The 12,104-nt window shown below is 73.7% G+C and carries 13 protein-coding genes; 10 read left to right on the forward strand and 3 right to left on the reverse strand.

The genetic code is table 11. The annotated features are described in order from the left end of the window. Entirely contained in the window at positions 1-855 is an 855-nt protein-coding gene (locus GA0070623_RS01020; RefSeq protein WP_172898352.1) for an SAM-dependent methyltransferase, read from the forward strand. 55 nt (positions 856-910) lie between these two features. Here the strand turns inward: GA0070623_RS01020 and GA0070623_RS01025 are convergent, their stop codons facing one another. Continuing rightward, positions 911-1,729 (reverse strand): MOSC domain-containing protein, encoded by an 819-nt coding sequence (locus GA0070623_RS01025; protein WP_172898353.1) that lies wholly within the window; start codon positions 1,727-1,729, stop codon positions 911-913. Positions 1,730-1,805: 76 nt separating this feature from the next. Here GA0070623_RS01025 and GA0070623_RS01030 point away from each other — a divergent pair, with 76 nt between their 5' ends. The 3 genes from GA0070623_RS01030 (at position 1,806) to GA0070623_RS01040 (ending at position 4,635) form a co-directional block, all read left to right on the forward strand. Beyond that, on the forward strand, positions 1,806-2,600 hold the full coding sequence (locus tag GA0070623_RS01030) for a DedA family protein (protein WP_067309274.1): 795 nt from the start codon (positions 1,806-1,808) through the stop codon (positions 2,598-2,600). A 93-nt stretch (positions 2,601-2,693) separates the two neighbouring features. After that, entirely contained in the window at positions 2,694-3,629 is a 936-nt protein-coding gene (locus GA0070623_RS01035; protein ID WP_231932613.1) for a cell wall-active antibiotics response protein, read from the forward strand. A gap of 34 nt (positions 3,630-3,663) precedes the next feature. After that, a complete protein-coding gene (locus tag GA0070623_RS01040; RefSeq protein WP_067309345.1) occupies positions 3,664-4,635 on the forward strand; it encodes a pirin family protein in 972 nt (323 codons plus the stop codon). A gap of 424 nt (positions 4,636-5,059) precedes the next feature. Here GA0070623_RS01040 and GA0070623_RS01045 read toward each other — a convergent pair whose 3' ends face one another. Then, entirely contained in the window at positions 5,060-5,332 is a 273-nt protein-coding gene (locus tag GA0070623_RS01045; RefSeq protein ID WP_067312835.1) for a DUF2795 domain-containing protein, read from the reverse strand. 503 nt (positions 5,333-5,835) lie between these two features. On the opposite strand from GA0070623_RS01045, the gene GA0070623_RS01050 reads away from it, so the two are divergent. The 5 genes from GA0070623_RS01050 to GA0070623_RS01070 all read left to right on the forward strand — a co-directional run bounded on the left by GA0070623_RS01050 (position 5,836) and on the right by GA0070623_RS01070 (position 9,395). Continuing rightward, positions 5,836-6,249 (forward strand): DUF2267 domain-containing protein, encoded by a 414-nt coding sequence (locus GA0070623_RS01050; protein ID WP_067312833.1) that lies wholly within the window; start codon positions 5,836-5,838, stop codon positions 6,247-6,249. Positions 6,250-6,601: 352 nt separating this feature from the next. Then, the gene (locus tag GA0070623_RS01055) at positions 6,602-7,621 is read left to right on the forward strand and encodes a TerC/Alx family metal homeostasis membrane protein (protein ID WP_067312830.1); all 1,020 of its coding nucleotides are present in this window, start codon (positions 6,602-6,604) and stop codon (positions 7,619-7,621) included. Positions 7,622-7,731: 110 nt separating this feature from the next. Further along, on the forward strand, positions 7,732-8,322 hold the full coding sequence (locus GA0070623_RS01060; protein ID WP_197700079.1) for a sulfite oxidase-like oxidoreductase: 591 nt from the start codon (positions 7,732-7,734) through the stop codon (positions 8,320-8,322). 1 nt (position 8,323) lies between these two features. Further along, positions 8,324-9,085 carry a ferredoxin reductase gene (locus tag GA0070623_RS01065; RefSeq protein ID WP_067312825.1) on the forward strand — a complete coding sequence of 254 codons (762 nt, stop codon included), beginning with the start codon at positions 8,324-8,326 and terminating at the stop codon, positions 9,083-9,085. A gap of 16 nt (positions 9,086-9,101) precedes the next feature. Beyond that, on the forward strand, positions 9,102-9,395 hold the full coding sequence (locus tag GA0070623_RS01070) for a DUF6510 family protein (protein WP_067312822.1): 294 nt from the start codon (positions 9,102-9,104) through the stop codon (positions 9,393-9,395). Positions 9,396-9,435: 40 nt separating this feature from the next. On the opposite strand, the gene GA0070623_RS01075 is transcribed toward GA0070623_RS01070, so the two are convergent. Then, on the reverse strand, positions 9,436-10,521 hold the full coding sequence (locus tag GA0070623_RS01075; protein ID WP_067312820.1) for a hypothetical protein: 1,086 nt from the start codon (positions 10,519-10,521) through the stop codon (positions 9,436-9,438). A gap of 250 nt (positions 10,522-10,771) precedes the next feature. Here GA0070623_RS01075 and GA0070623_RS01080 point away from each other — a divergent pair, with 250 nt between their 5' ends. Then, positions 10,772-12,073 (forward strand): NAD(P)/FAD-dependent oxidoreductase, encoded by a 1,302-nt coding sequence (locus tag GA0070623_RS01080; RefSeq protein WP_067312818.1) that lies wholly within the window; start codon positions 10,772-10,774, stop codon positions 12,071-12,073. The last annotated feature ends 31 nt before the right edge of the window (positions 12,074-12,104 follow it).

The following is a 12,104-nucleotide window of genomic DNA, read 5'->3' on the forward strand; positions in this document are numbered from 1 at the left end:
ATGGAGGACCCGGTGACCACCGATGCCCCGACGGGCGCCGCCCCGCACCCCAGCGACCGGATCGACACCTCGGTCGCGCACCCGGCCCGCCGCTACAACTACTGGCTCGGTGGCAAGGACAACTTCCAGGCCGACCGGGACTCCGGGGACGCGATGGCGGCGGCCTTCCCGACCATCCGCACCGCCGCCCTGGAGAACCGCCGGTTCCTGCAGCGTGCGGTCGCCCACCTGGCCCGGGAGGCGGGCGTCCGGCAGTTCCTGGACATCGGCACCGGTATCCCGACGGCGAACAACACCCACGAGGTGGCGCAGGCCGTCGCACCGCAGTCCCGGGTGGTCTACGTCGACAACGACCCGATCGTGCTGGCCCACGCCCGCGCGTTGCTGACCAGCTCGACGCAGGGCGCCACCGCCTACATCGACGCCGACCTGCGCGATCCGGAGAAGATCCTGCACCACCCCGAGCTGCGGCGGACCCTCGACCTGGAGCAGCCGGTCGCCCTGATGTTGGTGGCCATCCTGCACTTCGTGCCGGATCCGGACGACCCCTACGGCGTGGTCCGCCGGTTGCTCGCGGAGCTGCCGCCGGGCAGCTACCTGGCCGCGTCGCACGCCACCTTCGACCACCTCGCCCCCGAGGTGGCCGAGGAGGCCCGGGAGGCGACCCGGGTCGGCAACGCGCCCGGCATGATCAACCTCCGCGGCCGGGACGAGTTCGCCCGGTTCTTCGACGGCCTGGACCTGGTGGAGCCGGGCCTCGTCTCGGTGGCCGAATGGCGGGCCGGGGCCGAACCGCAGCCCCGTCCCACGGCCGCCGAGGTGAGCATGTACTGCGGGGTAGCCCGCAAGGGCTGACGGCCCTCCGGTCGCGCCGCCGGGATCCCCGCGCGGCGGGAGCGCCGGCCGGTGGTCAGGCCGGCTCGACCCGGTCCCCGGCGGCGACCCGGCCACCCCGCACCACCACCGCGTACACCCCGACGCAGGGTTGCGCCCCCAGCTCGGGCAGCGGGACCACCCGGTTGCGTCGGGTCGGCCGCCGCAGCGCCTCCGGATCACGGGGGAGCACGCCGTGCGCCAGGGTGGGCACCGCGCACCGGGGGGTCGGCACCAGCACCCGCAGCACCACCTCCGCGCCGACCCGCAACTCCCGACCCGGCCACCCGTTCTCCACGAAGCCCGTCGCGTCGGTGGCCACGACCAGGTTGGGCCGGTAGCGGGGCACCGCCGCCAGGGGCAGGCCGAGCGCGTCCAGACTGGCCGTGGTGACCAGGTGCAGCGGCGCGAAGTCGACCAGGCTGCCGGCCGGGGCGACGCCGCCCAACGGGTTCCCGGTCACCGGCACGTCGGCGTCCGGCCCCTCGGCCAGCACCGCGTCCGGGTCGGCCCGGTCCAGCAGGGCGTCGGCGGGCACGGTGTCGGTGAGCGTGACCGCCCGGCCGAGCAGCCGGGACAGCGCGGCGTCCAGGCGGTGGTCGGGATGGGCGTGGACGCTGCCGTCGGGGAGGGTGAGGCGTACCCGGTCGGGGGCGTCGCCGGTCGCCCGGACCCCGAGCAGGGCCGACCAGCGTCGGGGCCGCTTCGCGCTGCCGACCCGCCCGGTCTCCCGGTCCAGCACGGCGAGCCGACGGTCACCGGCCACGCCCCGACCGTCCACGGTGGTGTCGGGGAGCGGTTCGCCCAGCATCGACTTGACCGGGTACCGCCACAGCTGGGCCACCTGTCCGTACACGGGTCCAACGCTAACCGGCGCGGGGCGGCCGGTCGGTCCCGTGGTCGATCCGTCGACCGGCTCGTAACGTTGTCGGATGATCACACGCTCCCTGGCGCTCAGCCCCCGCACGGTCGTGTCCGCCGCCGAGCCGTCGTCCGAGGGGCCGGTGGGTTACGTCACCGGCCTGGTGGAGCGGCTCGGCGGGCCGGGCGCGGGGCTGGCGGTGGCGTTGGAGAACCTCTTCCCGCCGATCCCCAGCGAGGTGATCCTGCCGCTGGCCGGCTTCGCCGCCGCCCAGGGGCGGATCAGCCTGGTCTCGGCGATCCTCTGGACCACCCTCGGTTCGGTGGTCGGCGCCTGGGTGCTGTACGGCATCGGCGCGGCGCTGGGCCGCGACCGGATGCGGGCGGTGGCGGCCCGACTGCCGCTGGTGAAGCTGAGCGACGTGGACCGTACCGAGGCGTGGTTCCTCAAGCACGGGGTCAAGGCGGTGTTCTTCGGGCGGATGATCCCGATCTTCCGGAGCCTCATCTCGGTCCCGGCCGGGGTGGAGCGGATGCCGGTCCCGACATTCCTGCTCTACACCACGCTGGGCAGCCTGATCTGGAACACCACCTTCGTGCTGGCCGGTTATCTCCTCGGCGACAACTGGCACGTCGTCGAGGAGTACGTCGGGTCGTTCCAGCGGGTCGTCATCGTGGTCTGCGTCGCCGCCGCCGGCTGGTTCGTGGTCAGCCGGATCCGCGCCGCCCGTGCCGCCCGCGCCGACGCCCCGGCCGCCGGACCCCCGCCCGGCGTCGACCCCGTGGACCGGCCGGACCGGGACGGGGGCAGCACCTACCGGGGGACCGTCTACCGGGGCGGGGTCTGGGGGCGTGACACCGAATGACCCGGGTCGGCGCTGGCACGGTACCCGGGTGGAGTGATCCGTTCCGGCTGCCCGTACGTAGTGCTGGGTGGGGGACCGGACAGGGGAGGCACGATGGCGGAGCCGGATCAGGGGTACCGTCCGACGGCGGGCGGACAACGACCGGTCTTCGAGCCGGTGATCGAGGTGACCGGTGATCCGGTCGACGTCGAGGTGACCGGTGATCCGGCGAGCGACCGGCCGCCCCGATCGCCGTGGCCCCGCGGGGCGCGCTGGCTGGCCGCCGCCGCGGCGCTGGTGGTCGCGCTCGGCGCGATCGCGGTGGTGGTGACCATGGCGAACCCGGACCGGCTGGGGGTGGTCTTCTCCGGGGGGAGCGACGCACCGCCGGTGACGGTGGGCGGCGGACCCGGTGGTGCCGGGGCAGCCGAAACCGCAGCCGGGCGGGCCGCGACCGCGCCGGTCGGCGGGTTACGCCGGGCGACCTTCGAGCTGATGGACGGGGTGACCTCGTTCCGGCTGCGCGTCGACGACCTCGGTGCCGACCTGTACCGGATCAGCAGCCCGGCCGACGCGGGCCTGACCCCCCGGCCCGAGGTGTCCGGTGACCGGGTGCAACTGCGGGTCACCCGGCGGGACGAGCCCGGCCGGGGTGTCGTCGACGTGGTGCTCAACTCGCGGCTGACCTGGCGGCTACGGCTGATCGGCGGGGTCAGCGACCATGTCCTCGACCTGTCCGCGGCCCGGCTGTCCGGGGTGGAGCTGATCGGCGGGGCGGCCCGGATCGACCTGCGGTTGCCGCCGACGAAGGGCACCCGCACCGTACGGATGACCGGGGGCGTCAACCAGTTCGTGGTCCGGGCGCCGGACGGCCCGCCGGTCCGGATCCGGGCCAGCGCCGGCGCCGGCAGCGTGGTCTGGTACGGCGACCGGCGGGACGGGCTGGCCCGGGGGGCCACCGTCGGATCGGCGGACTGGGACCGGTCGCCCGATCGGCTCTACCTCGACCTCGTGGCCGGAGCCAACGCGGTCACCGTCGTCGAGGACTGAGGTGCCGTGGCGGGGGCGGGCATAGAGTCGGGTGGTGGACCGTACCGAATCGTTGCCGGCGCAGACCCGACCACCCGGCGTCGTCCCCGAAGACCCGGGCAGCGTGCTGCTGCCCGGCCACGACGTGCCACTGGGGCGCTACACCACGGTGCGCCGGCTGCTGCCGCAACGGGTGCGCCGGATGGTCGGGGCGTGGTGCTTCGTGGACCACTTCGGCCCGGACGACGTCGCGCAGCGGCCGGGGATGGAGGTGCCGCCGCATCCGCACACCGGCCTGCAGACGGTGACCTGGCTGCTCGACGGCGAGATCGTGCACCGGGACAGTCTCGGCAACGTCCAGCCGATCCGGCCCGGCCAGCTCAACGTGATGACCTCCGGGCACGGCATCGCCCACTCCGAACGCTCGCCCGCCGCCCGTCCGCCGGTGATGCACGGCGTACAACTGTGGGTGGCGCTGCCCGACCCGGCGCGGGCCGGCGCGGCCGACTTCGCCCACCACGCCGACCTGCCCCGGTGGCGCGACGGCGACTGGGACCACACCCTGCTCGTCGGTGAGCTGGCCGGTGAGCGGTCCCCGGCGGTGGTGCACACCCCGCTGCTCGGCGCGCAGCTGGAGGCGCGCGGCCCGGCGCCGGCGACGCTGCGCCTACGGTCCGGTTTCGAGTACGCCCTGTTGGCGATGTCCGGCCAGGCCCGGGTGGACGGGCTGACCCTGGAGCCCGGTGCGCTGCTCTACCTGGGGACGGGGCGGGACCGGCTGGCCGTGGCCGCCGACCCGGGCAGCCGGCTGATGCTGCTCGGCGGCGAGCCGTTCGACGAGCCCCTCGTCATGTGGTGGAACTTCGTCGGCCGCTCGCACGAGGAGGTGGCCACCGCCCGGGAGGACTGGATGGCCGGCCGTCGCTTCGGCCCGGTCACCGACGACGCGGCCCCGCCGCTGCCCGCCCCGGAGATGCCCGGCGTCCGGCTGAAGGCCCGGGACCGGCGGGGTGACCTGCACGGCTGAGCCGGTGACCGGGGTGGTGTGCTCGCCCACAGTATTGCCGGAAATCAGCCGTACGGATGATGGCGTGTCATATGCTGATCGTGGCAGCGATGCCCACCCGGTTCGGGTGGCCACCCGGCAGCTGGCCGGTGAACAGGCACGCGTGCGCCCCAGGTCGCGGTTCGCGACCCGGGGCGCCCGCCTTTCCGCCCCCGCCGCCCCTCTCACCCACCCTCCCGCGCGCTCCCACCCCACCCCACCCCACCCCGCCGCCCGCTCCCGCCCGCCCGCCCGCATGACCCCGTTGATCAAGAGGTTTGCGTCATCCCGCCGCACGCCAGCTGACGCAAACCTCTTGATCAACCAGCCGGGTCCATGGCCGCGACTCCTCGGGTCGGGCGGCGGGCGTGTACGGGGGAGGGGGAGAGTCGGGTCGGTGGGGTGGTCAGATGCTGCGGAGGTGTTGGGCCAATCGCCGGGGGTGTCTGGTTTCCGCCGGGCGTGTGCGTCGGGCCGTGCTGATCTCCGGGGCGGCCTCGACGGCGGCGGAGCGGGCCACCTGGGCGTCGTCGGCGTAGTCCACCGGCGGCAGCGCCCGCAACGCCTGTAGCACCTCCGGCGGTGCGCCCAAGCGCTCCGCCTGGCGTACCACGGCGTCCTTCTCCGCCGGGTAGTCCAGGCCGGACAGGTACCGCAGGACTGGGGTCCGACTGGCCATCGGGTGAGCCTCCTCGCTCCTGGGGCGTCGCGATCAGCGCCGCCTCGGTTGTCGTGACCGAGCGCCGCCGTGGTTGTCGTGACCAGCGCTGTCCCGGTCGTGGTGATCGGGGGTGGCCCGGGGCTCCGTGATCGAGCGCCGCCTCCGGTCGTGGTGAGCGGAGGGCCGCCCTGGTCGTGACCGAGCGCCAGCTCGGTCGCCCGTGATCGGGTCGGTGCGATCGAGTGGCGTGGTCGGCGGCGGTTACCCGCCCGGCGGTCGGTCACGCATCGTCGGCGGCGGGAAAACGCCACCGTCGGTCGGGTCGTTTCCGGACCGCGCCGGTCGTTCACCCACCACGTGTCGTTTCCGGGCCGCGTCGGCCGGTCGGCCACCGGAGTGTCGTTTCCGGGGCGCGTCGGTGGGTAACCGGCCGGCCTCAGCTCGGCCGGTGTGCCCCACCGGCCGGCCCCAGCTCGACCGGTGGGGCACACCGGCCGGCCCCAGCTCGAAGGGAGCCCGCGATGGACTACGACACCTTCGTCGACCAGGTGGCCCGGCGGACCCGTACCGGTCCGGAGCGGGCCGTGGCGTTGGCCCACGCGACCCTGGCGACCCTCGCCGATCGGCTGACCGGCGGCGACGTGCTCGATCTGGCGACGCAGCTACCGGCGCCGCTGCGGCTGGCCCTGCGGCCGGGTCCTGGTAACGAGGCGGCCGAACGGTTCGGTGCCGCCGAGTTCGTCGCCCGGGTGGCGGGCCGGGGGGACCTGACCGAGCCGGCCGCCCGGGAGGCGGTGCGCGCGGTCCTCGCCACGGTCCGCGAGGCGGTCAGCGGCGGTGAGTTCGACGATCTGGTGACCCGGCTCCCGCGTGACTACCGGGATCTGGTGGAGCCGGCGCTCACCCCGGGCGGCACCATGTCGCGTCGCGCCTGACCCACCCCGCGCCGACCGCGCCGTCGTGACCGACCAACGGGCTCCCCGCGCCGTCGCGCGCCGGACCCGCCGGGTATCCCGCGCCGCGCGCCCGGCCTGCCCGGTGACCCGGCGGCCGGGTGGGGCCGGGATGCCCGACACAGCCGTTGATCAGGGCAACCATGTCGTGAAGTCGGGTGCCCTGACTTGGCGGGTGCTCCCGACCTGGCCTAACCTGGACCGCACGAGGGGAGTACTTCCCACGAACCATTCCGGTCAGTACGGCGGGCCCCGGGTCCGCCTCGGGTGGTTGCCCACGGCGGATCGTGGGTGAAGGAGACCTCGAACATGGCACGGTGTTCGAGGAGGCTCCATGACCGATCTGTCATATCTTGCTGCCGGTGAGTTGTCCTCGGTGGGTACCCCGACCCTCTGGGCGGTCACCATCGTCGGGGTGCTCGCGCTGCTGGTCCTCGACTTCCTGGTCACCCGGCGGCCGCACGAGGTGTCGATCAGGGAGGCGCTCGGCTGGTCGGCGTTCTACATCGCGCTGCCGTTGGCGTTCGGCGGCTGGGTCTGGTCCCGGTACGGCTCCCAGCAGGGCGTCGAATACCTGACCGGCTACCTGGTCGAGAAGTCGCTCTCCGTCGACAACCTCTTCGTGTTCATGCTCCTGCTGGCCGCCTTCGCGGTGCCCGCGGTGCTCGCCCAGCGGGTGCTGCTCTACGGCATCGCCGGCGCGCTGGTGCTGCGCGCGGTCTTCATCGCCATCGGGGCGGCGGCGTTGCAGACCCTCGACTTCGCCTTCCTGCTCTTCGCCGTCATCCTGATCGCCACCGCGGTCAAGCTGCTACGCGACGCCCTCTCCGGGCACGAGCAGGAGATCGACATCAACAAGATGCGGTCGGTACGGCTGCTGCGCCGGTTCATGCCGGTGGTCGACGAGTACCACGGCACCCGGATGACGGTCCGCCAGCAGGGCCGGCGGGCGCTGACCCCGTTCGCGCTGGTGGTAGTCGCAGTGCTCGCCACCGACATCGTCTTCGCGGTCGACTCGGTGCCCGCCGTCTACGGCATCACCGAGGACCCGTACCTGGTCTTCGCCACCAACGCGTTCGCGCTGCTCGGGCTGCGGGCGTTGTACTTCGTGCTGCACGCCGCGCTGAGCCGCCTGGTGCACCTCAGCTACGGCCTGGCGATCATCCTGGCCTTCATCGGCGTCAAGCTCGGCCTGCACTGGGCGCACGGGATCTGGCCGGGCGTGCCGGAGATCCCGACCCTGGCCTCGCTCGGTGTGATCATCGGTGTCCTGGTGGTGGTCACCCTCACCAGCCTGCGGGCCACCCGCGACCGGGAGCCCGGCGACGCCGAGGTGGTCACCGAGAAGCACTGACGGTACGCGCCCGGCGGCGGTCCGCGAGCAGACCGCCGCCGGGGCCGGCCCGGTCCGCCGGAACCCTCCCGCCCACGCCCGCCGGGTGGTACGACTGACAGGTGGGAATCGTGTCACCGGGCTTCCAGGGCCGACGTCGGACGACCGACCCGGCCCTGCCGCCGGGGCAGTACCTGACCGAGGACTTCCCGGTCCTCTCCGCCGGACCGACCCCCCGGGTGCCCCTGGACCGGTGGGAGTTCGTCCTCGCCACCGAGACCGGCGACGAGTTCCGCTGGTCCTGGGCGGAGCTGATGGACCTGCCGCAGGAGACCCCGACGGTGGACATCCACTGCGTCACCCGATGGTCCAAGTTCGGCACCAGCTGGCAGGGCGTCTCGTTGGACGTGCTGCTCGACGGGGTGGACACCGCCGCCGACTACGCCCAGGCGCATTCGTACGGCGGCTACACCACCAACCTGCCGCTGGACGACCTGCGTGACGGCCAGGCCTGGCTGGTGCACGGCTACGACGGCGAGCCCCTGCCCGCCGAGCACGGTGGTCCGGCCCGGCTGCTGGTGCCGCACCTCTACTTCTGGAAGTCGGCCAAGTGGGTGCGCGGCCTGCGGCTGACCGTCGAGGACGAGCCCGGTTTCTGGGAGACCGCCGGCTACCACGACTACGGCGACCCGTGGCGCGAGCAGCGCTACCAGGGCGACTGAGGTGGCCGCAGCCGCCACGGGCGGCCGGGTGGCGACGCCGCTGGGCTGGCGGGTGGCCCGGCTGGTGGAGCGCCGGGTCGAGACGGCCACCGCCCAGACCCTCATCCTGTCGGTGCCCGGCTGGCCGGGGCACCTGCCGGGGCAGCACGTCGACGTCCGGCTCACCGCCCCCGACGGTTACCAGGCGGCCCGGTCGTACTCGCTGGCCGGGCCGGCCGACGGCGACCGGGTCGCGCTGACGGTGCAGCGGGTGCCGGACGGCGAGGTGTCCCCGTACCTGACCGACGCCTGGGCCGAGGGCGATCCGGTGGAGGTGCGCGGTCCGGTCGGCGGCTGGTTCGTCTGGCGGCCCGAGCAGACCGCGCCGGTGCTGCTGGTCGCCGGGGGATCCGGGGTGGTGCCGCTGATGGCGATGGTGCGGTCCCGCCGGGCCGCCGGCAACCGGGCGCCGTTCCGGCTGATCTATTCGGTCCGGACGCCGGCGGACGTCATCTACGCCGACGAGCTGCGGACCCGCAACCGCGACGACCCGGGCCTGGACGTGACCTACGTCTACACCCGGCAGGCTCCCGACGGGTGGCGGGGCGAGCCGCACCGGATCGGCCTGGCCGACGTGAACACCCACGGTTGGCCGGCGGAGCTGGAACCGCTCTGCTACGTCTGTGGGCCGACCGGTTTCGTGGAGACCGTCGCGGACCTGTTGGTGGGGTTGGGCCACCAGACCCGACGGGTACGGACCGAGCGGTTCGGACCGACCGGCTGAGCGGCGAGGAGAACCCATGACCGAGATGTCCTACCTGGACGGCAACATGCTCGACGGGCCGCTGCGCGAGCTGTTCGCGGTGGACCTGAGCGCGGCGACCGGGCGGTGCGCGTCGTGCGGCGCGACCGGCCCGATGGCCGACCTGCACGTCTACGCCCACGCCCCCGGCCTGGTGGGGCGCTGCCCGTCCTGCACCGAGGTGATGGTGCGGCTGGTCCGCGCCCCCGACCGGGCCTGGCTGGACCTGCGCGGCGTCACCTACCTCCAGGTGCCGCTGCCCACCGCGCAGCCCTTCCCCCGCCCCGTCTGATCGACGCCCGCCGGGCTGACCGGCGGGCGTCGACACCGGTTCAGATCCGGGAGGTGAAGGCGACCAGCACCTGGTAGGGGGCGGGGGTGCCGGTGTTGTCGAAGCAGATCACGTCCACCGGGGCGTCCACCGCGTACGACCAGGGTTGGGTCAGGTTGCAGTAGTTCGGTCCGGGGCCCTGCGCGGTGACCTGGGCGTGCGTCTCCTTCTGGCCCAGCTGTGGGAAGGTCACCAGGTAGCGGCCGGCGGGCGCGAGCGGCGCGATGGTGTTGACACCCACGCCGAGCGGCGAGTTGTCGTTGGTGGGGCCGCCCGCCGCGCTGGCCAGGTGACCGAAGAACGTCGGCGGGGCCAGCGACCCGATCACCGACCGCCTCCGGTGGTACGAGAGGGTGAAGTCGGTGTTCACCGGGGCGCCGGCCTGGTCGAAGCAGAACACGTAGACCAGCACGTCGGTGCCGGAGGCGCCCCACCGGGCGACCGTGCACCGGCGTGGGCCGGCGTTCGGCTGGACGGCGGTGGCCTGCACGTTGCCGGCCAGCACCCCGGCCAGTCCGACGCCGGGCAGCTTCACCGACCACTGCCCGACCCCCACCGGGGCCAGCGCGGCGGGGGCACCGGTCGACACGTACGACTGGACCAGCCCGCTGACCCCGCCCTGGACGTAGGCGTGTGCGGTGCCGGCCGGCAGCACCCCGGAGCTGGCGGTCCACAGCACGGTGAACCGGCTGTCGTCGCGGGTGCCGCCGGGGGCGAAGCACTGCACGTCGACGATCTCGTCGGTGCCCGACTGGAACCAGCGGACCACCGTGCAGTAGTGCCCGGCCCGGTCGACCGGGGTCACGTGCGGCACCCCGCGCGCACCGGCCCCGATCTGCGGGAACCGCACCTGGAACCGACCCGGGGCGAGCTTGATGCCGGTGGCCCAGGCAGCCGGGAAGGCGGTCTTCCAGGTTCCCCACTGCCGGCTGGTGTCCAGCACGGTCCAGCTGGTGACGGTGGGGTTGTCGACGTAGGCGAAGCCCCAGCGGTCCGCGGTGGCCGCTGCGGCGGGTGCGGTCGGCGCGAGCCCCACGGCCGCCAGCAGGGCGGCCAGTGTGACGGCGACGACACGACGAACTCTCATCTGTCCCTCCGATCGGTGGTGGTCGAACAGGAACTCAGCGTGAGCGGAGGGCGTGCCGAAAGCAACGAAGTCGTTTACACGATGTAACGACAGTCGGGAGCCCGTCACTGAGGTATCAAACGGACCGCGACGCCCTCGTGGGCTGCGGGGCGGTGGCTGCGGCTCGCTCGCCGCCCCGCTCCCCGGCGTGGTGGCGGTGCCGGGGCGATCCGACACGTTTGTCGCGCTGACCGCCGGGAAGGGAACGGACATGACGAAACCTCGGGTGGTGATCGTGGGGGCCGGTTTCGCCGGTTACCACGCGGCGAAGACGTTGCGTCGGCTGGCCGGCGGGCGTGCCGAGATCGTGCTGCTGAACTCGACCGACTACTTCCTCTACCTGCCGCTGCTGCCCGAGGTGGCCGCCGGGGTGGTCGAGCCCAGCCGGATCTCGGTGCCGTTGACCGGCACCCTGCCCGGGGTACGGGTGGTCGTCGGCGAGGCCGACCGGGTCGACCTGGCCAACCGCTGGGTCGGCTTCACCAACCCGGAGGGGGAGCGGGGTCAACTGGCGTACGACCGGCTGGTGCTCTCGGTCGGCAGCGTCAACAAGCTGCTGCCCATCCCCGGGGTGACCGAGTATGCCCATGGTTTCCGGGGCCTGCCCGAGGCGGTCTACCTGCACGACCACGTGGTCCGCCAGATCGAGCTGGCCGAGCTGGCCGATGACCCCGCCGAGCAGCAGGCCCGCGCGACCTTCGTCGTGGTGGGCGCGGGCTACACCGGCACCGAGGTCGCCGCCCACGGGCAGCTCTTCACCGACGCGCTGCGGGTACAGCGGCCCCGGCTGACGGTCCGCCCCCGGTGGATGCTGCTCGACGTGGCCCCCCGGGTGCTGCCGGAGCTGGACGAGCGGATGTCGCGCACCGCCGACCGGGTGCTGCGCCGCCGGGGGGTCGACGTGCGGATGGGCACCTCGGTCGCCGAGGCCACCCCCGACGGGGTACGGCTCACCGACGGTGAGTACGTCCCGACCTGCACGCTGGCCTGGTGTGTCGGGGTGCGCCCCGACCCGTTCGTGGCCGAGTTGGGCCTGCGTACCGAGAAGGGCCGGCTGGTGGTCGACGAGTACCTCAACGTCCCCGGGTTCCCCGAGGTCTACGCCTGCGGTGACGCCGCCGCCGTGCCGGACCTGACCCGCCCCGGTCAGATCTGTGCGATGACCGCCCAGCACGCGCAGCGGCAGGGCAAGCTCGCGGCGCAGAACATCGCCGCGTCCTACGGGCACGGTCGACGCCGCCCGTACCGGCACCACGACCTGGGTTGGGTGGTGGACCTGGGCGGCCGGGACGCGGCGGCGAACCCGCTGAAGGTGTCGCTGTCCGGATTGCCCGCCAAGGCGGTCACCCGGGGGTACCACCTGTTGGCGATGCCCGGCAACCGGGCACGGGTGAGCGCGGACTGGGTGCTGGACGCCGCGCTGACCCGACCGGCGACGCAACTCGGCCTGGTCCCGGCCAACGCCGTGCCGCTGGAGAGCTCCTCACCCGAGGTGCCGATGCGGAACCGTTGACCGGAAATGATCGGTGTCCGCTTCGGCTGTG

Origin of the sequence: Micromonospora rifamycinica, from assembly GCF_900090265.1 — a bacterium.
GTDB lineage: Bacteria > Actinomycetota > Actinomycetes > Mycobacteriales > Micromonosporaceae > Micromonospora > Micromonospora rifamycinica.